Origin of the sequence: Arthrobacter sp. M2012083 (genome assembly GCF_000281065.1) — a bacterium.
Taxonomy (GTDB): Bacteria; Actinomycetota; Actinomycetes; order Actinomycetales; family Micrococcaceae; genus Arthrobacter.
This window is the reverse complement of the sequence record NZ_AKKK01000062.1, coordinates 102,872-128,911: the sequence shown is the minus strand read 5'-3', so window position 1 is coordinate 128,911 and position 26,040 is coordinate 102,872. Positions and strand designations below refer to the sequence as shown.

The window sequence follows — 26,040 nt, the reverse complement described above, 5'->3', positions numbered from 1 at the left end:
AAGTTCCGCCGTCGGCTGCTGTTCTGTGCATGGTCCCTTAGGCGAAGCTGTCCTCTTTCGCCTCGGGCGCTGCTGCAGCTGGCTTCCGACCAATCAGAGTTGACAGGTGTGCCTGCTGCTGGCGGAAATGGCCGTGGGCGGTGAGGCCGAACTCGTACGCGGACTCGGCGTGCTGGGTGAGGTCGACGCCGGTGACTTCGTGCTCCAGGGGTACGCGGAATCCGATGGTCTTGTGAATGGCCCGGCCGATCACCAGCGTGCCCAAACCGGACAGGGCGATGGTGATCAGCACGGCCACCGTCTGGGCAATGAGTTGCTGCGGGCCGCCGCCGTAAAGGAGGCCGCCGGCCGTGCCCTCAGTGGGGAAGGCGATGAAGCCCAACGACAGTGTGCCGATGACGCCGGCGCCGAAGTGTACGCCCACAACGTCCAGGGAGTCGTCGAAACCGAACCGGTACTTCAGGTCAACGAACACCGCGCAGGCGGCTCCGGCAACGAGGCCCAATCCGAGGGCGGCAAGAGGGCTGATGTTGGCGCAGGAAGGCGTGATGGCAACCAGTCCAGCCACGACGCCGGACGCCGCACCCAGCGATGTGGGGTGGCCGTGACGGATCTTCTCCACCACGAGCCAGCTGAGCATTGCCGCCGCCGGTGTGACCAGGGTGTTGATCCAGATGAGGCCAGCCTGTTCGGCCGTGGTTGCTGCGCCGCCGTTGAATCCGAACCAGCCGAACCAGAGAATGGCCGCGCCGATCATGATGAACGGGACGTTATGCGGCCGGTGATTGGGGTCTTTGGCGAAGCCGTGACGCTTTCCCACGATCAATGCGAGGACGAAAGCGGCGGTTCCGGAACTGACCTCAACTACAGCACCACCGGCGAAGTCGATGACCTGACCGAAGATTTGGGTGACGGCACCACCGGCGCTCATGAGGCCACCGCCCCAGATCATGTAGGCCAGCGGGCAGTAGACCACGGTGATCCAGATCGGTACGAACAGTGCCCAGGCACCGAACTTGGCGCGGTCGGCAATTGCTCCGCTGATCAGGGCAACGGTGATGATGGCGAAAGTGGCGGCGAAGCCGGCCTTGATGAGATCGGGCGACCCGATCAGGTCCTGCAGGCCAAAGTGCGCGAAGGGGTTGCCGAACAGGCCGAGGAATCCGTCGCCGGTGGTCATCGAGTAGCCCCACAGGACCCACACCATGCCAACGATGCCCGCCGAGATGAAGCTCATCATGATCATGTTGAGCGCAGCTTTGGCTCGGGTCATGCCGCCGTAGAAGAGGCCGAGGCCGGGGGTCATGAACAGCACCATTGCCGCCGACAACATCATCCAGACGTGTTGCGCAGAGATCTCCACCTGCGTTCCCTTCTCATTGAGCCTGTCCGAAACGGGGCCGTTGTTCCGGCCCACGCCAACCCCCCGATCAATATTCGGTGAGCTATGTTTCCGACTCAGAAGAGCTAAGTTGCAGGTAAGTTACAGAAATCCTTGGTTCGTGAAGATCAGGTCACTGCCATGTTTCGGGGATGTTAACGGCGGTTCTCACGCGGCCCGGCGGGATAGCCCCCGCGACGGCTCGCGATGATGATCCCCAAGGCGATCGCTGTGGGCAGGGCCGCTGCCAGAGGCACCAGTTGGGCACCTACTGTGGTGAGGGCGAAGGCTCCGTAGACAGCCCCGACGGCGATACCCAGTTGGATGGTCACCACGGTGAGCCCGTTGGCAGCGTCCTTGTGCTCGCCGCCTGCACGGAGAATCGCAGCCTGGTTGTAGATGCCTACCGCGCCGAACGCGATACCCCACAGCGTCATCAGCCCGAACGCCCCCACCCAGGTGCCACCCAGCGCAGGCAGCAGGGCGAACGCAAGGGTCAAGAGTCCGACGGCGGCAATCACCGAGGTGCGTGGGCGGGAGTCAGCCGTCATGCCGGCTATCCAGATACCCACCAGGCTGGCGATTCCCACCACGGACAGGGAGATGCTCGTGGCAGATTCCGGCAGACCGGAGGCGAGTAAGAACGGGGCCACGTAGGTGAACAGAGTGAAATGGGCCAGCAACAACAGCGGCCAAGCGATGGCGATGGCAACAACGCCCGGCAGTTTCATGGCTGCCCGAAGGGACGGAGTCTTTTGGCTGGCCTGGTCATGCGCGCCCGGCAGAAGCCAAAACGCCAGAGCTGCCAGCAGCGCACCCACCCCGGCAAGGACCATGAACGACGCCCGCCACGTCATGAGTGAACCCATCAACGTTCCAAGGGGAGCGCCGACGGCCAACGCGATGCTGTTACCGCTGAACACAACAGCCATGGCCCTGCCCACGGAATGTGCGGGAACGATGCGTGCAACGTACGGTGCCATGCTGGACCACAACATTCCGTGCGCGATGCCGCCAAGGAGTCGGGCCCCGATCGCCCAACCCAGCGTGGGGCTGAGCGCCAGGAGCACGTTGCTGAGGGCAAACGCCAGAACAGTGGCGATCAGCAGGGTTTTGCGTGGAACCCGTCCGGCAAGGAACCGGGAGAGCGGTAAGGCCGTGAAGACGATGATTGCCGCGTAGACCGCAGTCAAAGAACCCACAGCCGATTCGTCCACCCCGAGGTCCCTGCTGATCTGGGGGAGCAGGCCCGAAGGCAGGAGTTCGGTGGTTACTGCGGTGAAACCGGCGGCTGCGAGCACCAAGAGTCCGCCCCACGGGATCTTCTTCGGTTGCTGCGTTTCAGCACGCGACGCCTCGGGTGATGGCGTTCCGACGACCACGGGGTCCTGCTTCAAAGATTTGCTCCTCTGGGATGAGTCCGGGGTTTCGTAGGGACCCCTACAACGTTATGCAGCCACGGCAATGCGAGGGAGTCTCTGTCAGAAACCCCCTCCCGCTAGCAACACACTTTGTCCGTCAGCCATTCCTCGCGCAGACTGGGCCTGTGAAGCCCTTCCTATTGCTGGCCACGCGCGCCGAAGATGCCGCCGCCGATGATGAGTACCAGGCGTACCTCCGATACTGCGGCCTGAAACCGGAGGAACTGGTCCGCATCCGGCTGGAATCCGCGCCTTTGCCGTCCCTTGAGCTGTCCGATTATTCCGGCGTGATCGTCGGTGGCAGCCCTTACACCTCCAGCGATCCTGTGGAGGAAAAGAGCGCAGCCCAGATCCGGGTTGAGACGGAACTCTCATCGCTGCTGGATAGGATCGTGGCCGAGGACTTCCCATTCCTGGGCGCCTGCTACGGCGTCGGCACACTGGGCGTGCACCAGGGCGCCGTCATCGATCGCCGTTTTGGGGAAGCGGTGGGGGCAACCCGGATCACGCTGACCGCAGACGGAGAACGCGATCCCATGCTCCGCGGTGTCCCGCGCACCTTCGATGCGTTCGTTGGACACAAGGAAGCATGCAGCAAACTTCCCGAACACGCTGTGCTGTTGGCCAGTTCAGAAGCGTGCCCGGTGCACATGTTCCGGATCAAGAACAACCTATACGCCACGCAGTTCCACCCTGAACTGGACGCCGACGGCCTCATCACCCGCATCAACATCTACAAGAACGCCGGCTACTTCCCGCCCCACGCAGCCGATGAACTCATCGAGACGGCCAGTCAGTCATTCGTGACCGAACCGATGCGGGTGCTCAGGAACTTCACGGAGCGCTACGCCCGCTAGCCCCTTGAGTTGTGGGGCCTGCTTTGCATCCCCACCGCCTCCCTCACTTCGCAAGCTCAGTCAGGGAACCCGGGCGGCGTGGGCCCTGTGGGGGAATGGCGTGTAGACCGGGCCTCGCAAGGTGGGGTGGTTTGTTGTGGGGCCTGCTTTGCAGGCTTTGGTGGGGGAATGGCGTGTAGACCGGGCCTCGCAAGGTGGGGTGGTTTGTTGTGGGGCCTGCTTTGCGGGCTTTGGTGGGGGAATAGCGTGTAGACCGGGCCTCGCAAGGGAACGTCAGCGACCCGTTAACGTCGGAGTCGCCGGCACCGTAGGCGCAGGAGACGGGGGCGGAGCCGGTGCCACGAACGGCCCGCTCGGGTAAAGAGCCACGGCTTCCACCATGTAGTTGGCCCATTGCGGCCCGGCGATCATGTACCCGTCCAAGGATTTGTAGAACTTGCCGTTGATGGTGATGTTCTGCCCCGCCCGCTGTTGTCCCGCCGTCGTATCTCCAAAGAACGACGCCGTAGCCAGGGCCGTGGTGTAGCCGGCCACCCATGTGGCGCCGTTGTTGTTGGACGTGCCTGTCTTGGCGGCAACTGGGACCTTGGTGTGGACCTTGGGTTCAATCCAGACGCCGGAACCCACTTTCATCACATCCTGCAGGACCGCGTTCACACCTCGCGCCACGGCCGGTTTTACGGCTTCCCGGCATTCCGGTGTTTGGGCTTCGTACTCCCTTCCCTGGAAATCGCTGACCTGGGTGATCGCGATGGGTTCGCAATATGTGCCGTCATTGGCAAACGTGGCGTAGGCGCTCGCCAGGACCAGTGGGGCCACGCCGATGGAGCCGAGGAGGTTGCCGATCTGGTGCATGTTGACGGGCGCATTGTCCAAGCCGCTGTGCAGGCCAACGGCGTCCACCATCTTCTGGATCCCGCAGAAGTCCAGCTGGGCGGCGGTGGCGAAGGTAGCGGTGTTTATGGAGTTGTAGAGACCGTAATTGATGGGCATCGGCCGGTAGTAGCCGTCGTCGTTATTCTGCAGATCGTCGTCGGCCCCCAGGTTCTGGGCTTTTTGGGCGGTGCTGTAACCACCAAGGACCTTGCCGCAGCTCGAACGCCATGGGAAACCAACCGGGTATACCCTTCGGGAAGCATCCACCACGGCGGTGGGGTGCTTGCCCTCATTGAGCCACTCGGCGTAGATGAACGGTTTCATGGTTGAACCGGGTTGGAAGCCGCCCGCACCATTGAGGTCGTAGCCGTTCTTGTCTTTGGCATCCACATTGAAGTTCAGCTGGGTGTCGTACTTCCCATCCTGGGGTACGAACACCGTGTTTTGAGCCATCGCCAGGATTTTTCCCGTGCCCGGCTGGACTGTGGTCATCGCCGCGCCCCACTTGTCCGGGTTGGCGCCGGCGGAAGCATCCACTTGTTGCTGCGCTACGTTTTGGAGCCGGCTGTCCAAGGTGGTGGTGATGGTCAGGCCACCCCGGTACAGGAGACGCTCACGATCCTCGACGCTTGCCCCGTAAGCTTCGTTGTTCAGGATCAGGTGCGAAACGTAGTCGCAGAAGTAGGTGGCGAACGACGTGCCCGCACACCCTTGAAGGGAAGGAGTGATGTCCAGTTCGATAGGTGTGGCCACCGCTACGCCGTGGTCCACAGCCGTGATCTTGCGCTGTTCCAGCATCCGGTCCAACACCAGGTTGCGGCGGTCGAGTGCAGCCTGGGGATCGGCAATGGGGTCGTAAATGCTGGGGCCATTGACCAAACCGGCCAGGAGGGCTGCTTGCGGCAGCGTCAGATCCATGGCGGAGGTGCTAAAGAAGTAGCGGGATGCGGCCTCGATGCCGTAGGCGTTCCGGTTGAAGAACACGATGTTCAGGTAGCCCTCAAGGATCTGGTCCTTGCTGAAACGCTTCTCCAGTTCAAGGGCAAGCTTGATCTCGCGCAACTTGTCGCCCACGGTCTTCTGGCCGCTGAGCACCACGTCCTCCGGCCGCCCCTCGGACAAGCGGGATTCGTTGAGGACGTTGGTGACATACTGCTGGGTCAGCGTGGAAGCGCCTTGCCGGGTGCCTTGGGTCAAGTTGGAGCTCAGCGCCCGCATGATGCCTTGGGCGTCCACCCCCGCATGCTCGTAGAAGCGGCTGTCCTCGATCGCGATGATCGCCTCACGAATGAACGGCGACATCTCCTCCAAGGGGACCTTCACCCGGTTCTCGGCGAAGAAGGTGGCTATGAGTTGCCCGTCTGCAGAGACCACTGTGCTGGAAAGCGAGGGAGAATCGACGTCGAGTTCGGCTGGCAGGCTTTGATAAAACCCAACGGACCCGCCCACGGTGGTGCTGGTGAAGGCAACCACGGGGGCCAGGAATCCTGTGATCAGCACCCCGCAGAGAATGCTCACGAAGAAGAACCCGAAGACCCTCAAGAGGACCTTGCCCAGTCCTATCCTTGGACCATCGTTCCGCTTCATTTTCGTGCCACTCCCTAGGGATGTCAGGCTGAAAAGTAGCTTCAGAATACGTCCGCCAACGCTGTGGGGCTATGGGTTTGGCGCCCTATTATGGTCCCAAATCGGACTCAATCCAGCGGCAGCGTAACCCTCACCGTGGTGCCCCGCCCAACCGCAGAATCGATGTCTACTGTCCCGCCGGCGTCGTGCACTGCAATGGACATCAGCAGCAATCCGAAACCGTGCCGCCGGCCACTGGGAGCCGCGTGAATCTCGAAACCGGTGCCATCGTCCGTGATGGTGATTTGGATGCCGTGGTAAACGGCGTTGAGCCGGACGGTGAGCTGGCTGGCGTTCGCGTAGTTGAGGGTGTTACTGAAGGTCTCTTGCGCCACGTGATACAGGAGGGCGGCGGCTGAGGAGGAGATCTCGATGCCGTGATGGGGAGTGTGCCAGTGCACCGTGACGCCTGCACGCCGGAGCGGTGCTGCCAGCCGGTCGATGCATCCTGCGACGCCCAGCGCATAGAAATCCACGGGGTGCTGGTCCTGGATGATGCCCTTGACGGAGACCACCTCGGTTAGTGCTGATGCCTGTTCCATTGCTTCCCCCACATCGTTGTGTTTCATACCGGAAATTCGTTGCCGAAACCCCTGTGTATTGGTGCTTCGTCTGCTTCCAGCGTGGCGCTGCTATATCAAGGAAGCTTTTCGATTGGCTCAAGTTCGCATCAAGTTTGTTGGGGAGGCTTGCGGGCCCCCTGCATGGTTCTTTAAAGCGCCCGACGACGGCACGTGGGTGCCGTCGTCGGGCGCTGCTTTTGCCGTTTAAGACAGGGCCGTGAGCACCAGCTGGCAGGCGCTGGGGATCGGTTGGATGATGTCGACGGCGGTTGCCTCCGCCAGCCGTCGGGCGGTGGCGCTGAGTGGGCCGCCGGCGATGATGACTGCCTCAGCCTTGTCAGACTCCGTGGCTGTCGTGACGGCCTGCGCCAACTCCTGGAACTGACGTTCAGGGTCTGCCGCCAAGACCAAGGGTTCTGACAGCGTCAGGCGGACACCGGTGAACTGCTCCTGGAACCCATGGTCCGCCACCAGCTTGCCCAGGGCGTCCGCCAACAATGGCGTGCTTGTTGCCATGCCGAAGTGACGGAGCCCGCCGTGGGAGTTCTGTGCCGCGGCGTAAACGGAGCCTTGTCCTATGCCGATCACCGGGATGTCGAGTTCGTCGTCCAACTGTGCCCGCCCCGGATCACCAATCGCTGCAACGATCACAGCGGCCACCCGTCCGCCGTCGGGCCCGGAAAGGTAGCTGCGCACAGCATTGCGGACGTGCGCCTCAGACTCGGACAAGGAGACCGGATCCACGATCATGGAAGGCCCGGCGGCTGCGGTAATGCCCACAATCCGGAGACCATGCGGCGCCAGGCTTTCCTCAGCCAGGTCCACCATCATGGTTGTGGTGTTGCCGTTGGTGTTCGGATTGACCAGAAGGACTGTGTCGGGGCTGGGAACGCTAGTGTCCATAGATCGCAGCTTCCTCGTCATCGCCCGGTTCAGCGTCCTCTTCCAGGGGCTTGTTGAAGGTCTCGGGCGGGAATTGGACCACGATCGCCAGGATGACGAACAGCACTGCCAGCGTGGTGAACATACCCGGCAACCCGGCGGAGTCGAACACGGCCCCGGAGATGAGCGGGAACAGGCCTCCGGACAAAGAACCCGCTGCCAGAATGATGGACGTACCGAAACCACGGGTGCGCGTGGGGTAGAGCTCCGGAGCAAACAGCCAGATGGTGGTGTTCAGGATGATCACCGAGAAGTTGAAGAGGACTCCGAAGATCACCACGAGGACGATGTCGGTGGCAAGGAAGGCCATTGACAGCCCGGACAAGCAGCCAAGAATTGCGGCCGCTGTGAGCACTTTCTTCCGGGGCAATCGGCTGGCGAGGTAGGCGGCTGTGCAGGCACCAAGCAATGAACCGGACTGCATGATCAGCGTGAACCAGAGGCTCGTGTTCACGGCATAACCGCGGGACACCAGGATGGTGGGCATCAGCGTCAGCATGGAAATCTGGGCGGCGTAGGACATGCAAACGGCAACGCACAGCAGCACCGTACGCTTGAGGAGCTTGCCGCGGAGGGCATCCTTCCAGTGCCCGGACGATTTCACCACCACAGGATCGGGTACTGCTGTGATGTATGTTTCCGGATCCTTAATGGGGCCGGAGAGCTTGTTGCGGGCAAGGCGGGTGATGACTAGGTTTGCCTCATCGATTTTGCCTTGGGAAGCCAGGAAGCGCGGCGTTTCCGGGACGTACCTTCTGAAGAACATCACCAGCAGGGCGGGGATGAACAGCAGGCCGAAAACCCAGCGCCACTTGTCCGGGCCGTCGAAGAGCGTGAAGACGAGGATGCCGAAGGCCGGTGCCAGCATGTTGCCCAGACCCGCCGCGGTGACGTTGATCAGTCCCACTGCGGTGCCGCGGTGTTTGGCGGCGAAGAACTCCGCCATCATGATCACGGCAACGGCTATTTCACCACCGAGCCCGAAACCGACAATGAAGCGGCCTGCGGCCAAAATGGGATAGTTCGGAGCAACGGCGCAGAGCAATGAACCACCGGCGAAGATGATGAGGTTGATGACCAGCATGTGCCGCCGGCCGTATTTATCGACGATGAGGCCCGTCGCGAGCCGTCCAAGTGCGGTTGCCGTAAACGTCATTGTGTTCAGCAAGCCGATTTCGGTGGCGCCCAATCCCCACGACTGGCGGAGGATGGGTCCGGTGATGCCTACGGCATTTTGTTCGAGGGCGTCGAAGAAGACGCCCAGCAGGATCATGAAGACAATTTGGCGATGTGCGCCTGTCACCCCTATCCGTTGATACGCGCCTTCGATTTGTTTGGCCAGGGATCCGGTCCGCGGTGTTGCAGCCTCCTGGGCAAGGTCTTTTTCCACAGTGCGCTCCTATCTGAGCTCTGAAGGGTTCATTCATTGCCACGTGAATGTTCCGTCATGCGGAATGCGAATATCACATGAGGGAATGTGATGGAGATTACACTTTGGGATACCAAAAGGCCATGGTTGGCGTGTAAACAGAATGTGACCGGAAGTTCATCGAGGGGTGGGGTCTGCTGCTTTATGAAGCCTCTTTAGAACGAATACACCCGAAAGAGGTTGATTTTCGGGCATCGTCGAAGCCAAAGAGGTCTGAAGGCGGCCGCCCTCAACCGCCAAACCTCGCTCAAGACAATCCGGGCAATAGTGGCCTGTGAGCCCGTTAGTATGCCAGCGCCTCACCAGGCCACCTATGAAGGTTTAGGCGCTGCTTTCGTCTGCCTGCAGCGCCGCCTGCTCAATACGGGCACGGTGGGCTGCCCACTCTTCCGTGGATCGGCCCGGGATGTTCGGATCGCCCGGTCTCTGCCCAATGTTGCCGTCAATGAGTTCGCGAATAATGTCCGCGTGCCCCGCATGCCTGGACGTTTCCACGCACATGTGGACCAGGATCTGGTGGAGAGTGACGTTCTTCTTCTCATCCGACCACCACGGCACAACGCCGGGAGCGTCCAAAGGGAGGGACTCGATGGTCTCGTCGCTGTGTTTGGCGGAAAAGTGGTGAAGCTCCAGGATTTCTTCGCGGCTCTCCGTTGCCGGAACCCACATGTCCGAATCCGGTGCTGCATCGTCGGCTAACCACTGGAGCTCCCTGCCGCTGGGCCGGCCGAAAGTCTCACCGAAATACCCCAATTCCACACTGGCCACATGCTTGACCAAGCCCAGCAGGTTCGTTCCCGTGGGTGTCATGGGCCGGCGGGCATCGTATTCGCTCAGCCCATCCAGTTTCCCGAGCAGATCGGTCCTACGGAGGCGCAAATATGTGAGCAGCGTCGCTTTTTCATCCATGGTCAGGACTCTACCGAAGAGGTCCGGGGCGCCGGGTTCGCGGGAAACGTGCCAACCAGTCCGATGAGCTCCAGCGTTGTCGCAGCATTCCCGCGATTTCGCTTGTCGCTGCCCCGGGCGGATGCGACAGTGAACCATGGCCACGGAGGACGACGTAAGACGCATCTGCCTGAGCATGCCCGGAGTCACTGAGCGCCCCAGTTGGGGGCAGCCCGCGTGGTTCGCCAAGTCCCTCATGGCGCGCATGTGGGAAGAAGGCGTGGGCACGGTGAAAACCGAAGAACGCGAAGCACTCGCAGCCATGAAACCCGACACCTTCTTCTGGACACCGCATCACGAACAATCCCCGAAGCTGATGCTCATCCGGCTGGACAACATCGACGTGGACGAGCTCGATGAACTGCTCCGGGAGTCGTACCGAATCGCCGGCGGCCCGGGCAAACCCGTCTAGTTGGGTGGGTGGGCGCGCAGGCTAGACTCGGCCGCATGGGGGAAAACAACAAACTTGGGGAACAGAGCACACCGCAGCCTGCCCGCAAACCGGCAGCCGTCGTCGTGCCTTTGCTGGGGCTGATCGCTGTGATCGTGGGGCTGATCGTGGCGTGGACCAACCAAAGCACCAGCTTCGGCTGGTTCGCCTACGCACCGTTGAGTGACACTGTCTTCGTCGGGAACGGTGGAGCCATGGTCAGCCAAGGCACACAGCTCGGGCTGGTTGTGACAGTTATTGGCCTGCTTGTCCTCGCGTTCTGGGCAGGGCTCGCCATAGGCCGCCGAAGCCGCTGAGTCCACCGGACCCGCGCCGAAACCGCCGGACCCACGCCGAAACCGCCGGAGAAACGCGAAATCGCCGGAAGACTCCCAGTGAACTGGCAGCATTCCGGCGATCTCGGCGCAAGGAACGAACTAGGTGAGCTTCACCTGACGGTTCATGTCCTTGTACAGCAGGTAACGGAACTCGCCCGGACCACCGGCGTAGCAAGCCTGCGGGCAGAACGCGCGCAGCCACATGAAGTCGCCGGCTTCCACCTCAACCCAGTCATTGTTGAGCAAGTACATGGCCTTGCCTTCCAGGACGTACAGGCCGTGCTCCATAACGTGGGTCTCCGGGAAGGGGATCACGCCGCCAGGCTGGAAGGTGACGATGTTGACCTGCATATCGTGGGCCAGGTCGCTGGAATCCGTGAAGCGCGTGGTCTTCCAGACGTCGTTGGTGTCCGGCATGGAGGTGGGCTCCACGTCCTTCTCGTTGGTGACGAAGGACTTGGCTTCGAATCCTTCAAGGCGTTCGTAAGCCTTGCGGATCCAGTGGAAGGAGACGATGTCGTCCGAGACGTTCTCCAGGCCCCATTCCGCGCCGGCAGCAAGGTAGGCGTAGCCGCCCTCTTCGAGATGGTGCAGTTCGCCGTCCAAGGTCAGGTTGACCTGGCCCTTGGTGACGAAGATGACGCCTTCAACACCGGACTCAAACTCGGCCTTGGGTGCCCCGCCGCCCGGAGCGATCTCCACGATCAGCTGGGAGAACGTGGTGGCGAAGCCGGAGATCGGTCGCGCGATGATCCACGAACGAGTGTTGGAGAACCCCGGCAGGTTGCTGGTGACGATGTCCGTCATGACGCCCTTGGGGATCACCGTGTAAGCCTCGGTGACGATTGCCCGTTCCGTGGTGAGGTGGGTCTGCGGCGGCAGGCCGCCCTGCGGGTAGTAGTACTTGCCCATGCGAAATGCTCCTATCAGTGGGAAGTCGGTTGCGCGAGCCGCGGGTGCGCCAGTGCGGTCAGCTGTGAAAGTTCGACGCCGGCAAGCGCCTTGACCTCGTCGGTCCCCACTGCGCCGCATTGGACGCCACGGAGGACGAAGCCAGCCAAGGCTCGGGCCGTGGCGGGCTCATCCATGACGCCGCCTTCGGTGCGTTCCACATAGTTGCGGAGGCGGAGTGCAGCGGCGGGCAAACCCTCGCGATAGAAGGCGTACGACGCCGAGAAGCGGCTGGGCAGCTGCGCGGCGTGGAGGTCCCACCCCTGGTAGTAGCCGTTCTCCAAGGAACGACGGACCAGCCGGCCGTGCAGTTTCCAAGCGTCTTCCACGGCATCGCCCACGGGGATGATGTTCGTGGAACCGTCGGAGAGGCGGATGCCGGTGCCGGCTACAGCGAGCTGCATGACTTCCTTGGCGAAGTCGGCAACGAAGTGCTCCATGGACTGGTACTCCGCGGAGATTCCCAATGAGGCGCTGTAATCGTAGGTCCCGTAGTGCAGGGCACTGATGCGGCCCGGGACGACGTGGGGGAGCTGTGCCACAGGCGAAGTTCCGTCAGCACCGATGATGAGCTGGGGTGTTTCCACCTGGACCTCAAACCGAAGCCTGCCAGCGGGAAGTCCGTGGACTTCCTCGAGGCGGGACACGGCGAAGTCCATCGCCTGCACCTGGGCCACCGTGGTGACCTTGGGCAGGGTGAGGATCAGCCCGGCAGGGAGTTCACCGGCAGCAGCCAACGTGGACACGAACAGGTCCAGTGTCTTCAGGCCGCGGGCCCGGGTGGGGGCTTCGAAGCACTTGAAGCGGATGCCGATGAACGGCGGAGCTGTTCCGGCCGAAACTGCAGCGGCAACAGCCGTGGCGGCAGCAACGGCGTCGGCGTCTTCCGCCTCGTCGCCGCGGTCGCCGTAGCCGTCTTCGAAGTCCAAACGGAGGTCTTCGATCGGCTCAGCAGAAAGCTTCGCAGCCACACGTTCCGCAACAGCGGCAGCCAGGTGGGGCTCCTGGCCCAGAAGCTGCCCCAGTTTTTCGAGGCCGCCGTGAGCTTCCGCCGTCGCCAGTGCCTGGGCGCCCCACTCTGCAGCAAGGGAAGGCGTGAAGCGGTCGGCCGGGATGTAGACGGTGTGGATGGGCTGGCGTGAGCCGTCGTCGCCGGGGTAGTTGCGGTCAAGCAACTGGTCCGTCGCGGCGAGCTGCGACTCGATGTGGGCCAGGTCAGAGGAAGAGAATGAGCCCATTTCAGCCCACCAGCTCATACGCCGGCGTGGTGAGGAAGTCCGTGTAATCGTCGGACAGACAGATGTCCTCGATCAGCTTGGACGCGGGCTCGTAGTACGCCTTGAAGTTCTCGTCACCGAACTCGATGCGCAGGCGCTCGGTTTCTTCGCCGAGGATGCGGGTGACGAGTTCGCGGGTCACGGTGTTGCCAGTGTCTGCGAGGACGGACTTGTTCCGGATCTGCTGCCACACCTGCGAGCGGGAGATCTCCGCAGTCGCGGCGTCTTCCATGAGGTTGTGGATGGCCACAGCGCCGCTGCCGGAAATCCAGACTCCGGTGTAGGCGACGGCGACGTACAGGTTCAACCGCAGGCCGGCTTCCGTGACGGTGCCGCCGGCGGACGCGACGTCGATGAGCTGCTCAGCCGTGACGCTCACCTCGGGACGCTGCTTGTCGAGCTGGTTGGGGCGGTCGCCGAGGACGGAGTCGAAGACTTCGCGGCAGGTGGATACCAGGTCCGGGTGCGCAACCCAGGAGCCGTCGAAGCCATCGTTTGCCTCGCGGGTCTTGTCGGCACGGACCTTGTCGAAGGCTGCGGCGGTGACGTCCGGCTGCTTCCGGTTGGGGATGACGGCGGCCATGCCACCCATGGCGAAGGCGCCGCGCTTGTGGCAGGTTTTGACCAGGAGTTCGGTGTAGGCGCGCATGAAGGGAGCGGTCATGGCAACGGTGGCGCGGTCCGGGAGGACGAACTCTTCGCCGGCATCACGGAAGTACTTGATGATGCTGAAGAGGTAGTCCCAGCGGCCGGCGTTCAGGCCCGAGGCGTGGTCGCGGAGTTCGTAGAGGATCTCGTCCATCTCGAACGCTGCCGGGATGGTTTCGATGAGGACCGTGGCCCGGACGCTGCCCTGCGGGATGCCGAGGAAGTCCTGGGCGAACACGAAAACATCGTTCCAGAGGCGGGCCTCAAGGTGGCTCTCCATCTTGGGCAGGTAGTAGTACGGGCCCTGACCGTTGAGGAGCAGCTGCTTGGCGATGTGGAAGAAGTGCAGGCCGAAGTCCACCAGCGCACCCACGGCGGGTTCGCCGTCGATCAGCAGGTGGTTCTCTTCCATGTGCCAGCCGCGGGGACGGGCAACAACAACGGCCAAGGGAGCGTCGCTGCGGAGGCGGTATTCCTTGCCCTCGGGCGAGGTGTAGCTCAGGGTGCCCTGGGCGGCATCGCGGAGGTTGAGGATCGCGTCGATGACGTTGGGCCATGTGGGCGTGCTGGCGTCCTCGAGGTCCGCGAGCCACACCTTGGCGCCGGAGTTCAAGGCGTTGATGGCCATTTTGGCGGGAGTTGCAGGGCCGGTCATCTCAACGCGGCGGTCCTGCAAAGCTGCGGGTGCCTCGGCAACTTTCCAGTCGCCGTCGCGGATTTCCCGGGTCTCCGGCAGGAAGTCCAGGCGGCTGGTGTCAGCAACCTTCCGGCGCTTGACCTTCCGCGCCTCCAGGAGCTCGTTGCGGGTGCCGGCGAAACGCTTGTGCAGTTCCTCGATGAAAGCCAGTGCCTTGGGGGTGAGGATTTCCTCGGCGCGATCGATCGGCCGGGGATCAGTGACTGTGATAGCCATGTGGCGGTGTCCTTTTCTAGAGTGCGCTGGCGGCGTTGGCGTGCGCAGCATTGGCTACGGCGGTCGCTACATCGGCGGCAACATGGGGATCGAAGACGCTGGGGATAATGTAACTCGCGTTGAGCTCATCGTCAGCTACCCGGTTGGCAATTGCCTCGGCGGCGGCCACCAGCATGTTCGGCGTAATGTCCGATGCTCCGGCGTCCAGCAGGCCCCGGAAGAAGCCGGGGAAGGCCAGCACGTTGTTGATCTGGTTCGGGAAGTCGCTGCGGCCGGTAGCAACCACGGCTGCGTGCTTGGACGCGACCACGGGATCGATTTCCGGCGTGGGGTTGGCCATGGCGAACACGATCGAGTCCTCGGCCATTGATGCCACCTGCTCTTCGCCGATCACGTGCGGGGCGCTGACGCCGATGAAGACGTCCGCTCCCTTGAGGGCGTCGTGCAGGGTTCCGGAGAAGCCTTCTTGGTTGGTGTTCGCGGCGATCCAGCTGCGGTGCTCGTCGTTGTATTCCTCGCCGGAGTGGATGGCGCCGGAGCGGCCGGCGGCGATGATGTGCTGTGCGCCCTGGGCCTTGAGGAGCTGGATGATGGCCGAGCCGGCAGCGCCGACGCCCGAAACTACGATCTTGACCTCGGAGAGCTTCTTGTCCACGACGCGGAGCGCGTTGACCAAGGCTGCGAGCGTGACGATCGCGGTGCCGTGCTGGTCATCGTGGAACACCGGGATGTCCAGTTCTTCGCGGAGGCGGTTCTCGATCTCAAAGCAACGCGGTGCAGCGATGTCTTCGAGGTTGATGCCGCCGTAGACCGGAGCCATGGCTTTGGCGATCATGATGATTTCTTCGGTGTCCTGGGTGTCCAGGCAGACCGGCCAGGCGTCAACGTTGGCGAACTGCTTGAACAGCGCAGCCTTGCCTTCCATGACGGGCAGGGCAGCGGCGGGGCCGATGTTGCCAAGGCCCAGCACGGCGGAGCCGTCGGTGAGGACTGCGATGGTGTTGCGCTTGACCGTCAGGTTGCGGGCTGCGGCCGGGTCTTCTGCAATGGCCATGCAAACGCGGGCGACGCCGGGAGTGTAGGCACGGGACAGATCGTCGCGGTTGCGCAGGGCGACCTTGGGGACGACTTCGAGCTTGCCACCGAGGTGCATGAGGAAGGTGCGGTCGGAGACGTGCTGGACGGTGACGCCGTCGAGGGCATTCAGGGCGTCCTTCACGCGGGCTGCGTGGTCGTCGTCGGTGGTGTTGCAGGTGACGTCAACAACGATCGTCTCGTGGTGGGATTCCGTGACATCCAGCGCGGTGATCGCTGCACCGGCTGCGCCGACGGCTGCTGCCAGTTCGCTGGTAGCTGTGAAGCTCGACGGTGCGGCGACGCGCAGGGTGATCGAGTTTCCGGGGCTCGGATTCGCCATTGAAATTCCTCCTGTAAGGCCCGTTCCCGGGCCGCCGTTCCAAACTGAATGTTTTCGTATTATGGATATTATTATCTACAAAGTGGAAACACAACCCCCTGCTTGGTCATGTTCGGTGTCGTCGCGCAGGTGGGCGCTGTGCTGTATGTTGGGTGTTCTAAGCAATTCTTTTCACGATGCGGATAAGAGTTGTCGGAATCTGAGTCATTGGAGACAAGGGAATGGCTGAAAAAGCCTCCGGAGGCGTGCAGTCCGTTGAGCGCGTCTTTGAACTGCTGGAACTGATCACGGACGCGGGCGGCGACGTCACCCTGAGCGAACTTTCGTCGTCCACTGACCTGCCCCTGCCCACCATCCACCGCCTGCTCCGCACGCTGGTGTCCCTCGGCTACATCCGTCAGCTGCCCAACCGCCGCTACGCGCTGGGCCCCCGGCTCATCCGGCTCGGCGAAGGTGCAAGCAAGCAACTCGGCGCCGTGGCCCGTCCGCAGCTGAAGACGCTGGTGGAACGCCTCGGCGAGACCTCCAACATGGCGGTGTTGGATTCGGACATGGTCATTTACGTGGCCCAGGTCCCGTCCATGCACTCCATGCGCATGTTCACCGAGGTCGGCCGCCGCGCCCACACGCACGACACCGGCGTGGGCAAAGCCATCCTCGCCCAGTTGGACGACGAGGTTGTCCGTGGCATCGTGGCCCGCACCGGCATGCCCACTCCCACGGCCAAGAGCATCGGTGACATCGACTCCTTGCTCGCGGACCTCAAGCTCATCCGCGAACGCGGCTACTCCATTGACGAGGAAGAGCAGGAGCTCGGCGTGCGCTGCTTCGCCATGGCCGTGCCCAATGCGCCCACGCCCACGGCGATCTCCGTCTCCGGCCCCATCACCCGCGTTGACCAGAGCTTCGCCGACCGCGCCGTGCCCATGCTTCGCGAGGCTGCCATGGCGATCTCCGCGGAGCTGAACCAGAACTGATTTTCTTTCGCCGAGTTGCCAGATAATGCCCATGTTTTCCAAAAACATGGGCATTATCTGTCATCTCGGCGCGGGTGTTGAGCGGGTGGCTTTCCTCAGCATGGAGTTCACCACCATTGGGTGAACCGGCCGGACCACGCCGAAGTACAGCTTGCCCCGCCACCCTTTAAGCTCGACGGCGGTAGTCACCCTGATGAGTCGGCTCACCGGATCCACCCCGATGGCGGCCGCGAAGTTCAAGTGCCTGTCCCGGACGTAGATCAGGGCTTCTTCGCCCGCCTGGTCCGTCACCTTGAACGTGTCCTGCGGGGCCTTGGGAATGCCGATCAAGGGCACCAATGCCTGACGCATACCCATTGCGGCGGCAACCCAACGCGGCATGGACTCCAAGGAGAACAGCCGCCCCGCCCACTCTCCGGGGTCCGTCCCGGCTCCGTCCGGGAGCGGGGCCAGGCAAACATCGGCGTAGTCCGGCTTCGGAATTTCGCGAAAGGCAAGGGAGCGGAAGCAGGGAGCCTGTTCAGTCATGGCCTGATCCTACGGTGCGAAGCGTGCAGGTGACCTCCCCACGCGAGTGAATGCCGCCGTCGTACATTCCACGTAAGCCGACAAAAGGCGGCAGTGTCCCCCAAGGAAACACTGCCGCCTGCTGTCATCTGGGCGGGTTGGAGTTAGTGCTCCGACGCGCTGGACGTCTTGAGCGGGACTTCCTTGCCGTCCGCGTCGATGAGCTTGCCGTTCTCGAAGCGGTCGCCTTCGCTGAGGCACTTGATGTCCTCTTCGCTGACGATCCGGTCGGTGCCCGCGACGAACACTGACTGGTTGTCCGAGTTGCCGGCCTTGAGGTGGTTGAAGAGGATGTTCAGCAGGATGGCCATGACGGCTGCCGAGCTGATGCCGGAGTGGAAGATCGTGGAGAACCAGGACGGGAAGGCGTCGTAGAAGGAAGGCGCGGCGATGGGGATCATGCCGAAGCCGATGGACGCCGCCACGATGATCAGGTTCATGTTGTTCTTGTACTCAACCTTGGCCAGGGTACGGATACCGCTGGCTGCAACGGTACCGAACAGTACGACGCCGGCGCCGCCCAGGACTGGGGTTGGAACCGCTGCGACAACGCGGCCCAGGATCGGCAGGAGGCCCAGGATCACCAGGATGAGGCCGCCGGCGCTGACCACAAAGCGGCTCTTGATACCCGTGATGGCAACGAGGCCGACGTTCTGGGCGAAGGCGCTCTGCGTGAAGGAGTTGAACAGCGGGGAGATGGCGCTGGAGAGCATGTCGGCGCGGAGGCCGTCGCCGATGCGGCGGGAGTCCACCTTGGTGTCCACGATCTCGCCCACTGCGATGATGTCTGCCGAAGTTTCGGTCAGGGTCACCAGGATGACGATAAGCATGGAAATGATAGCGGCGATTTCAAAGGTGGGAGCTCCGAAAGCAAACGGCGTGGGGAATGCGACGATGTCGCCCTGCCCAACCTTGGAGAAGTCTGCCATGCCTGCCACGAAAGCGATGATGGTGCCGATGACCATGGCCAGCAGAATGGAGAGCCGGGAGATGGCGGCATTGCCCACCTTGCTGAGGAGCAGGACCACGCCCATGGTTGCTGCTGCGAGCCCGATGTTGGCCATGCTGCCGTAGTTATCGGCCTTGGCGTTGCCGCCCATGGCCCAGTTTGCTGCCACCGGCATCAGTGTGAGGCCGATAGTGGTGATCACGGTTCCGGTAACCACCGGTGGGAAGAACTTGATGATCTTGGAGAACAGGGGAGTGATCGCCAAGCCAATCAGCGAGGCCACAATGACCGAGCCGAACACCGCCTGGATCCCGCCACCACCTTGGACGATCGCCACCATGGTGGAAACACCGGCGAAGGAAACACCCTGTACCAGCGGCAACTGCGAGCCGAAGAACGGAATGCCGACGGTCTGCAGGATGGTGGCCAGGCCGCCAACGAACAAACAAGCGGCGATGAGGAGGCCGATGTCCTGCGAGGACATGCCGGCAGCCGCGCCGATGATCAGCGGCGGGGCAATGATTCCCCCATACATGGTGAGGACGTGCTGGAAGCCGTAAGCGAAGGTGCTTCCGATGGAGAGCCGCTTGTCCTCGGGACGTTCCGGCTTGTGCGCCTGCGAAGCGGTATTCGCAGGGCGGGATTTCTTCTTGATGTTCATGGCAGACTTCCTGGGTTCATGGCAGACGTCTTCGTCTGGCTAACTGTGTCTGGCTAACAAAATCTTGGGTTGTTTGGGGTTGGGTTTGCGTGCAGGCCCGGCCTTGCGGGGTGCCGTTGTGGGGCCTGCACGCAAACCCTTGGGAGGTGCGTTTTTAGTGCTGGTTTGGTGCGGGCTTAGCAGAAGCCGGCGATGCCGCTCCAGGCAACGGGTGCAGCTTCGATGTTCTCGCGCTGGACAGTTGCTTCGATAAGGCCATACGGGCGGTCCGCGGCGAAGAAGACCTCGTTGGGGTTGTCCAGGCCGAACGGGCTCAGGTCAACCAGGAAGTGGTGCTTGTTGGGCATGGAGAACTTGATCTCGTCCACTTCGCTGTGTGCTTCCAGGACCTTCTTGCCCATGTCGAACAGCGTCTGCTGCAGGGCGTGGGAGTAGTTTTCGGTAAAGCCTTCGAGCAGGAGGGCTTTGATGTCCTCGTAGCTCTTGTTGAAGTCCGTGCCGGCGAAGTCCAAGTTCGTGTTGTAGCGCCAGCGGGCGGATACATCGGTGGCCAGGATGCGGTCGGTGGTTTCCGGCAGGGTGGTGTACTTGTCGCGCGGGTAGCCGACAAAACCGGACTGCGTGGTCTTCAGGACGGTCAGGTCCTTGAGGCCGGAAATCACGTGGGTGGTTGCGCCATCACGGACGACGACGGCGGTACGCACCTCTTGCCCGTTGCGGACAAAGCTGTGGTCGTGTCCCTCTCCGTGGGCCTGGATGCGATCCCAGCTGTACGCTTCGGCTTCCCAGCGGCCACCGGTAACCCAGTCGAATCCGCCGGTGAAGTGGTTAGCGAGGCGAAGCAGGAAGGACTCAGGTGAGCCTACGCCTTCACGGGCAAAGGCGTAGACCGTGTTCTTCTGGGTGTCGGTGGCAACGACGTGGCCGTTGTCGCCTTCGAGGTGGGCCGCCTGGAAATCGCCGCGCAGCTGCGAGGTGACGTTCAAGTCTTCAATGTGGTGGCGGTCGGTATCCCGGGTGACCTTGACGACGCGGACTTCTGCCTTGCCGTACTGGTTTTCGCCGAGGACGATGTTGTTGCTCATGGTCATATCCCAACTTCTGTGAGGTGGAACCTAGGTTCCATCAATGAAATTAAGCGCGTGTTTCCACTGCGTTTCTGGTGGAGCCGACCCAACAAAAAAGAGCCAGCATCCATGGATGCCAGCTCATTACGACCCTGCCTGCTGCTCTCAGGTTACGTGACCTACGCCACGAACTGATTCGAGAGTAGCGCACTAATTCGTCTTGTGTATACGGGTTTCGAAGGATCGTTATGAACCATCCAAATGTGACCGGAGCAACTCACTTCGCCTCCCAAGGGGTCTTGACGCCTGCTTTCATCGCTGCCTACACTTTCCACATAACAATAAAAGTTTTCCGAAGAGCGGAAACTGCTGGCATGAGAAAGAGGAGGAACAGATGGACTCGAAGGATACGAACAACGTCGTGGAATTCCCGGCGCCGGGTCAGGAGCTGTACCTGCCCTTCGGTGCGACAGATCCCGACTTCTACATTCCGGCCGACTGTGACCGCAAGGCCGGCGGGTTCTCCCGTTGGCTGCGCGCGCTCCCTGTGTTCGGCCGGCAGCGCCCCTGAGATCTCCTGCATCAGCGGGGCGCGGACTCTGCGCAACAGAGCCAACGAGGCGGGTGATACCTGGGGAGGTATCGCCCGCTTTTCCGTGTGCTGCCCTACGCCTGCCCGACCTGCCCTACGCCTGCCCGTCTGCCCATTTAGACGTCCGGCTGCGGGTTAGACGGGAGGAGTCGTCTGACCCGCAGCAAGCCGTCTAAGCGGACTTTTCCACATAGGACCAAGCCCGCCTGGCCCAGGCTTGCGGGGTCTGGCCAAGCTTGGTTCATGACCAAGGCACACCTCAGGGAGCTCCCGCCGGGCATGGATCTATGGCGAACGAGCGAACTAAACGAGGCAGGATTCAATGCCCGCGCCATAGCGGCCCTTGTGCGGAGGGGAGTGCTGGTAAGGCTCCGCCGAGGTTGCTACATCCGTGGAAGCATCTGGGCGGGGCAAAAACCTTGGATGAGAAGCCGACAGCTGATCGCTGCACACGCACATGGGACACTTACGACGTCGGGCGGCGGCTTGGTCTATAGCCACACTTCCGCGGCACGTCTCCATCGATTGTTTCTGTGGGACGTTGACGACCGCGTGCACATAACGCAGAAGAAGACGCCGTCGCCTATCTCGCATGGACGCGATGTAGTCGCCCATTCCAGAGGGCTCAACGAGGCCGACGTGGTTCTCGTGGACGGGCTGCAGTGCACATCCCTGGAGGTTACCGTCGTGGATTGCTGCCTGGCCTTGAACTCCAGGCAAGCCTTGATCTTGATGGATCATGCACTCCGCATTGGTGCGGATTTCGCCCGGATGGAGAAAATGTGCGTTGCGCTGGCTGGAAGAGGCGGCGTGCTGACGCTGCGCCGAGTCCGCCAAAATGCGGACCCTCGTTCCGAGTCTCCCGGGGAAACCCTGACCCGCGAGCTACTCCTGCGTCTCCGGATTGAACAACCCGAACTTCAAGTGGAAGTCCGCACGGTTGAAGGCAGTCATCGCCTCGACTTCGCATGGCGCAGCAAGAAAGTGGCCATGGAGTTCGACGGGCGCACCAAATACTTCGATTACGAGCCAACGGATGAGGTGATCTTTAAGGAGAGGCAACGCGAAAAGGCCCTGACTGAGCTCGGCTGGACCTTCATTCGGATCAAATGGCGGGATCTGTTCCAGGAGCACGAGTTCAAGAATCGTGTTCTTCGTGCTCTCCATGCGGCCGGATAGACGGCTCCCTGCGCATTAGACGACTCCTGCCGTCTAATGCGCAGGTAACCATCGAGGCGGGCGGCCCAGGAGAGCCAGAACCTACCCCGCAACCAACTTCCGCGCCGCGGCCGAGTGCTCAGCGATGAGCCCGGCCACGTCCAGCCCGGGAATCGCACCATCCACAACTCGCCAAGCACCGCCCACCATCACGCGGTCGGCACGGTCGGCCCCGCAAAGCAACAACGCGGCCACGGGATCATGGCTTCCGGAGAACCGCAGCTCGTCGGGCTTGAACAGGGCCAAGTCCGCCTGAAATCCGGGAGCCAGCTGCCCAATGTCGGAGCGCCCCAGAACGGCAGCGGATCCACGAGTGGCCCACCCCAGCGCCCGCTCCACGGGAACGGAAGCGCCGTAGCGGAGCCGCTGCAGATACAGGGCTTGCCGAGCTTCGAGGATCATGTTGGAAGCATCGTTCGACGCCGACCCATCCACCCCCAGCCCCACGGGCACGCCCGCCGATTCAAGTTCCAAGACCCGCGCAGTCCCGGAGGCGAGGCGCATGTTGGAAGTGGGACAATGCGCGACGGCGGTGCCCGCGGCTCCCAGCCTGGCGATCTCGTCGTCGTTGAAATGGATGCCGTGCCCAAGCCAGGTGCGGGATCCCAACCAGCCCACGGATTCCAAGTAGTCCACGGTCCGCAGCCCGAACATGGAGCGGCAGAAATCTTCCTCGTCAATGGTCTCGGCAAGGTGCGTGTGCAGCCGGACATCGAAGCGTTCGGCCATCGCAGCAGATTCGGCCATGATCTCCTTGGTCACCGAGAAGGGCGAGCACGGGGCAAGCGCGATCTGCACAACAGCCCCATCGCCGGTCTCGTGGTACTGGCGAATCAGCCGTTCGCTGTCCGCAAGGATCGCTTCAGGCGACTGGACCGTGGTCCTGGGCGGCAGCCCGCCGTCGTCCTCTCCCAAAGTCATGGATCCACGGGTCAACGTGGCGCGCATCCCCATGGCGCGAACTGCGGCTACTTCGATGTCGATGGCGTCTTCCATGCCTTCGGGGAAAAGATAGTGGTGGTCGGCGGCAGTGGTGCAGCCGGAGAGCAGCAACTCGGCAAGCGCAACCTGCACTGCGAGCTCCAGGCTGCGCGGGGTCAGCCGAGCCCACACCGGGTACAGGTTTTGCAGCCACGGGAACAACGGCGCGTTGGCCACGGGGCCCCATGCGCGGGTGAGGGTTTGGTAGAAGTGGTGGTGCGTGTTGATGAGCCCGGGAAGAATGACGTGCCCGGACGCGTCAAAAACGGAATCAACAGACGGCTGTCCTCCCGAAGGCACCAACTCCACGATTTTTCCATCAGAAACCACCAGGCCGCCGCCGGCATCGAGGTCGTTTGCAGTGAAGATACCCAGGGGGTTCTTGATCCAAAGCCGGGTGGGGGAGTGTGACATGGCGGGTTCCTTGTCTGGTCGGCGTGTACGCGTTCCAGCTCAGTTAGGCCCTGTCTGCTGATCCAGGTTACTGGGCCGTCAGAATGCGGGCCAGTCCGAAAAGCGTAGAATGCTCGACGGCGGCAGTCAACGCCTGCGGGATGGTGCTTGCGGTCACATTCGGGTACGAGCCCGGCACCAGCCCAGAGCACTAAGTAATTTCGCATCACGAAATTAAATTTTCAAAAAACTATGGCGCGGCTCACAAGCCCGGTGCTACGCTCTAACTGCCAAAGGCGGGCACCCGGACCTCGGGAAGCTATCTACCAGGCGCAACTTAACCTTCATCGCACATGCTGAAGCCTGGTAACCAAGCTAACTGGAGCTCCTCTCTGTAGCGCCCCCAAACAGGTCACCTGGCTTCCTCAGCACTAAGGAAGTCGCAACATGAGTACAACCGTCACGGCCGAGCAATTCCTGGCCACATCCATTGAGCTGGCAACAGCCAATGTCCTCAACAGTGGGGGCCCCTTCGGCGCCGTCATTGTCACCGCGGACGGACGAGCCTTCGAAGGCGTCAACCGCGTTACCGCCACGAACGATCCCACCGCACACGCAGAAGTCACGGCCATCCGTAACGCCTGCCGCGAACTCGGAACCTTCGATCTCAGCGGAGCAACCCTCTACACCAGTTGCGAGCCATGCCCCATGTGCTTGGCCTCCGCACTCTGGGCACGCGTTGACCGCGTGTTCTTTGCCGCAGACCGTCACGACGCCGCATCCGTCGGCTTCGACGACGCTGTCTTCTACGAGTACTTCGAGAACGACAACCGGGACGCGCTGATGCCGGTAGCCAAGCTGGAACTGGGCGACCCCCAGGCTCCGGCGGCCCTCCAGCCGTTCAACACATGGAACACGCTTGATTCCAGGATTGATTACTAGGGCCCGGTGGCTGACATGAATATCCTGGATAACGCAGAAATGCAGACAGCGGCTGAGAAGCAGGCTGCGCTCTTTCCCCAAGGAGACGGCGCAGAGCCCACAGCGGCAAAGCACACGGCAACCGGCCTGGCAGATGGAAACAAGAAGCCCCCGGTGTCGAATTCCTTCCTGGACAAGTTCTTCCAGATCTCGAAGCGTGGCTCAACGCTGGCCCGCGAATTCCGCGGCGGCTTGGTCACCTTCTTCACCATGGCGTACATCGTCATCCTGAATCCGCTCATCCTGGGTGGCTTCTCGGCGGAAAACGCTCCTACCGACGTCGCCGGCGGCTGGCTCTCAGCTGCGCAGGTTGGCGCCGTCACCGGACTGACCGCCGGCGTCATGACCATCATTTTCGGTCTCGTCGCCAACCTGCCCTTCGGCCTCGCAGCCGGTTTGGGCATCAACTCGTTCCTCGCCGTCGCGGTCATCCAGGAAGTCACGTGGCCAGAAGCCATGGGCCTGGTGGTCATCAACGGCATCCTGATCGTTCTCTTCGGTGCTACCGGCGCCCGGACGGCGATCTTCAAGGCAGTCCCGAAGGAACTCAAGGCCGCCATCACCGTTGGCATTGGCCTCTTCATCGCCTTCATCGGCTTCGTGGATTCCGGGTTCGTTCGAGCAACCACGGGCGGCCCACCGGTCCAGCTCGGCGACAACGGCTCCATCACGTCCATCCCCACCCTCGTCTTTATTATTGGACTGCTGACCATGGGCATCCTCGTGGCACGCAAAATCCAGGGCGGCTTGCTGATCGGCATCGTCGCCACCACCATCCTCGCCGCTGTTGCCGAGGCCGTGTTCCACATCGGCCCGGGCAGCGCTGACAACCCGGGCGGCTGGCACCTCAACGTGCCCATCCTGTCGAGCCAGCTGGTGTCCGTCCCGGACCTCAGCCTCGTTGGCCAGTTCGATCTCTTCGGCTCCTTTGCCAGAATCGGCGGATTGGCTGCGACGATGTTGGTCTTCACCCTGGTGTTCACCAACTTCTTTGACGCCATGGGCACCATGACGGGCCTGGCCAAGAGTGCAGGCGTGGCACACAAAGACGGCACGTTCCCCAAACTGAAGTCAGCCTTCATTGTTGAAGGCATGGGTGCAGTGGTGGGCGGTGCCACGTCCGGTTCGTCCAACACCGTGTACATCGACTCGGCGGCGGGCATCGGCGAAGGCGCGCGGACCGGCTTGGCCTCTGTGGTCACCGGCCTGCTGTTCCTGGGCTCCATGTTCTTCACGCCGCTCACCTCGGTGGTCCCGCTGGAAGTAGCAGCAGCAGCCCTGGTGGTAGTGGGTGCGATGATGATGGCGCAGATCCGCGAGATCAAGTTCACCAAGTTCTCCATCGCGCTCCCGGCGTTCCTGACCATCGTGACCATGCCGCTGACGTACTCCATCGCCAACGGCATCGGCGTCGGCTTCATCTCCTTCGCGGTGATCAGCGCGGCGTCGGGCAAAGCCAAGAAGGTCCACCCGCTCATGTGGGTGGTCACGGCAGGCTTCATCATCTACTTCGCCCGCGGCCCGATCAACGCACTGATGGGCGTCTAGCCCGGAGCCGCACCCGCGCCGGCGGGTACACCTTCCGGCACTCCGATCGGCGGTCCGCCGGTACCCACCGCACGAATAGGCGTCCGCCG

General features: G+C 62.3%; 23 protein-coding genes. 8 read left to right on the top strand and 15 right to left on the bottom strand.

The features are described 5' to 3' along the window. Positions 1-37: 37 nt before the first annotated feature. Both A477_RS0120145 and A477_RS0120140 read right to left on the bottom strand, forming a co-directional pair. Positions 38-1,363, bottom strand: a complete 1,326-nt coding sequence (locus A477_RS0120145; protein WP_026005801.1) for an ammonium transporter — start codon at positions 1,361-1,363, stop codon at positions 38-40. A gap of 173 nt (positions 1,364-1,536) precedes the next feature. Next, the gene (locus A477_RS0120140; protein ID WP_017200655.1) at positions 1,537-2,778 is read right to left on the bottom strand and encodes an MFS transporter; all 1,242 of its coding nucleotides are present in this window, start codon (positions 2,776-2,778) and stop codon (positions 1,537-1,539) included. 149 nt (positions 2,779-2,927) lie between these two features. On the opposite strand from A477_RS0120140, the gene A477_RS0120135 reads away from it, so the two are divergent. Beyond that, positions 2,928-3,659 carry a glutamine amidotransferase gene (locus tag A477_RS0120135; RefSeq protein WP_026005800.1) on the top strand — a complete coding sequence of 244 codons (732 nt, stop codon included), beginning with the start codon at positions 2,928-2,930 and terminating at the stop codon, positions 3,657-3,659. 273 nt (positions 3,660-3,932) lie between these two features. Here the strand turns inward: A477_RS0120135 and A477_RS0120130 are convergent, their stop codons facing one another. The 5 genes from A477_RS0120130 to A477_RS0120110 form a co-directional block, all read right to left on the bottom strand. After that, on the bottom strand, positions 3,933-6,122 hold the full coding sequence (locus A477_RS0120130; protein WP_017200654.1) for a transglycosylase domain-containing protein: 2,190 nt from the start codon (positions 6,120-6,122) through the stop codon (positions 3,933-3,935). 107 nt (positions 6,123-6,229) lie between these two features. Continuing rightward, positions 6,230-6,730, bottom strand: coding sequence for a sensor histidine kinase (locus tag A477_RS0120125; RefSeq protein WP_017200653.1), 501 nt, complete (start codon positions 6,728-6,730; stop codon positions 6,230-6,232). 198 nt (positions 6,731-6,928) lie between these two features. Then, positions 6,929-7,627 carry an aspartate/glutamate racemase family protein gene (locus A477_RS0120120; protein WP_017200652.1) on the bottom strand — a complete coding sequence of 233 codons (699 nt, stop codon included), beginning with the start codon at positions 7,625-7,627 and terminating at the stop codon, positions 6,929-6,931. Continuing rightward, on the bottom strand, positions 7,617-9,056 hold the full coding sequence (locus A477_RS0120115) for an MFS transporter (RefSeq protein WP_017200651.1): 1,440 nt from the start codon (positions 9,054-9,056) through the stop codon (positions 7,617-7,619). The genes A477_RS0120120 and A477_RS0120115 overlap by 11 nt, the downstream gene beginning before the upstream one ends. 360 nt (positions 9,057-9,416) lie before the next feature. Beyond that, positions 9,417-10,004 (bottom strand): DinB family protein, encoded by a 588-nt coding sequence (locus tag A477_RS0120110; RefSeq protein ID WP_026005798.1) that lies wholly within the window; start codon positions 10,002-10,004, stop codon positions 9,417-9,419. 136 nt (positions 10,005-10,140) lie between these two features. Between A477_RS0120110 and A477_RS0120105 the strand changes: the two genes are divergently transcribed. Both A477_RS0120105 and A477_RS0120100 read left to right on the top strand, forming a co-directional pair. Continuing rightward, positions 10,141-10,455 (top strand): MmcQ/YjbR family DNA-binding protein, encoded by a 315-nt coding sequence (locus A477_RS0120105; RefSeq protein WP_026005797.1) that lies wholly within the window; start codon positions 10,141-10,143, stop codon positions 10,453-10,455. A 35-nt stretch (positions 10,456-10,490) separates the two neighbouring features. Further along, entirely contained in the window at positions 10,491-10,790 is a 300-nt protein-coding gene (locus A477_RS0120100) for a hypothetical protein (RefSeq protein ID WP_017200649.1), read from the top strand. 120 nt (positions 10,791-10,910) lie between these two features. Here A477_RS0120100 and A477_RS0120095 read toward each other — a convergent pair whose 3' ends face one another. Genes A477_RS0120095 through A477_RS0120080 form a run of 4 tightly spaced genes read right to left on the bottom strand, consistent with a single transcriptional unit; the run spans position 10,911 to position 16,017 of the window. Next, positions 10,911-11,723 carry a bifunctional allantoicase/(S)-ureidoglycine aminohydrolase gene (locus tag A477_RS0120095; protein ID WP_017200648.1) on the bottom strand — a complete coding sequence of 271 codons (813 nt, stop codon included), beginning with the start codon at positions 11,721-11,723 and terminating at the stop codon, positions 10,911-10,913. Between the two features lie 14 nt (positions 11,724-11,737). After that, positions 11,738-13,000 carry a DUF6986 family protein gene (locus A477_RS0120090; RefSeq protein WP_020372858.1) on the bottom strand — a complete coding sequence of 421 codons (1,263 nt, stop codon included), beginning with the start codon at positions 12,998-13,000 and terminating at the stop codon, positions 11,738-11,740. Between the two features lies 1 nt (position 13,001). Further along, positions 13,002-14,600 carry a malate synthase A gene (gene aceB, locus A477_RS0120085; protein ID WP_017200646.1) on the bottom strand — a complete coding sequence of 533 codons (1,599 nt, stop codon included), beginning with the start codon at positions 14,598-14,600 and terminating at the stop codon, positions 13,002-13,004. Between the two features lie 16 nt (positions 14,601-14,616). Further along, a complete protein-coding gene (locus A477_RS0120080; RefSeq protein WP_017200645.1) occupies positions 14,617-16,017 on the bottom strand; it encodes an NAD-dependent malic enzyme in 1,401 nt (466 codons plus the stop codon). 221 nt (positions 16,018-16,238) lie between these two features. Between A477_RS0120080 and A477_RS0120075 the strand changes: the two genes are divergently transcribed. Further along, positions 16,239-16,994, top strand: coding sequence for an IclR family transcriptional regulator (locus A477_RS0120075; RefSeq protein ID WP_011776026.1), 756 nt, complete (start codon positions 16,239-16,241; stop codon positions 16,992-16,994). Between the two features lie 60 nt (positions 16,995-17,054). Here the strand turns inward: A477_RS0120075 and A477_RS0120070 are convergent, their stop codons facing one another. The 3 genes from A477_RS0120070 to pucL form a co-directional block, all read right to left on the bottom strand. Then, positions 17,055-17,522 carry a DUF2867 domain-containing protein gene (locus A477_RS0120070; RefSeq protein ID WP_017200644.1) on the bottom strand — a complete coding sequence of 156 codons (468 nt, stop codon included), beginning with the start codon at positions 17,520-17,522 and terminating at the stop codon, positions 17,055-17,057. A gap of 143 nt (positions 17,523-17,665) precedes the next feature. Next, on the bottom strand, positions 17,666-19,171 hold the full coding sequence (locus A477_RS0120065; RefSeq protein WP_017200643.1) for a nucleobase:cation symporter-2 family protein: 1,506 nt from the start codon (positions 19,169-19,171) through the stop codon (positions 17,666-17,668). 176 nt (positions 19,172-19,347) lie between these two features. Beyond that, on the bottom strand, positions 19,348-20,262 hold the full coding sequence (gene pucL, locus A477_RS0120060) for a factor-independent urate hydroxylase (protein WP_017200642.1): 915 nt from the start codon (positions 20,260-20,262) through the stop codon (positions 19,348-19,350). 370 nt (positions 20,263-20,632) lie between these two features. Between pucL and A477_RS23560 the strand changes: the two genes are divergently transcribed. Further along, a complete protein-coding gene (locus tag A477_RS23560) occupies positions 20,633-20,809 on the top strand; it encodes a hypothetical protein (RefSeq protein ID WP_014922716.1) in 177 nt (58 codons plus the stop codon). Positions 20,810-21,073: 264 nt separating this feature from the next. Then, positions 21,074-22,009: a putative endonuclease domain-containing protein gene (locus tag A477_RS0120050; protein WP_017200641.1), complete on the top strand. Its 936-nt coding sequence runs from the start codon at positions 21,074-21,076 to the stop codon at positions 22,007-22,009. An 81-nt stretch (positions 22,010-22,090) separates the two neighbouring features. Here the strand turns inward: A477_RS0120050 and A477_RS0120045 are convergent, their stop codons facing one another. After that, complete coding sequence (locus A477_RS0120045; protein ID WP_017200640.1) at positions 22,091-23,443, bottom strand: 8-oxoguanine deaminase; 1,353 nt, start codon at positions 23,441-23,443, stop codon at positions 22,091-22,093. Between the two features lie 426 nt (positions 23,444-23,869). Between A477_RS0120045 and A477_RS0120040 the strand changes: the two genes are divergently transcribed. Both A477_RS0120040 and A477_RS0120035 read left to right on the top strand, forming a co-directional pair. After that, on the top strand, positions 23,870-24,364 hold the full coding sequence (locus A477_RS0120040; protein WP_017200639.1) for a nucleoside deaminase: 495 nt from the start codon (positions 23,870-23,872) through the stop codon (positions 24,362-24,364). Between the two features lie 6 nt (positions 24,365-24,370). Then, the gene (locus A477_RS0120035) at positions 24,371-25,951 is read left to right on the top strand and encodes an NCS2 family permease (protein WP_017200638.1); all 1,581 of its coding nucleotides are present in this window, start codon (positions 24,371-24,373) and stop codon (positions 25,949-25,951) included. The last annotated feature ends 89 nt before the right edge of the window (positions 25,952-26,040 follow it).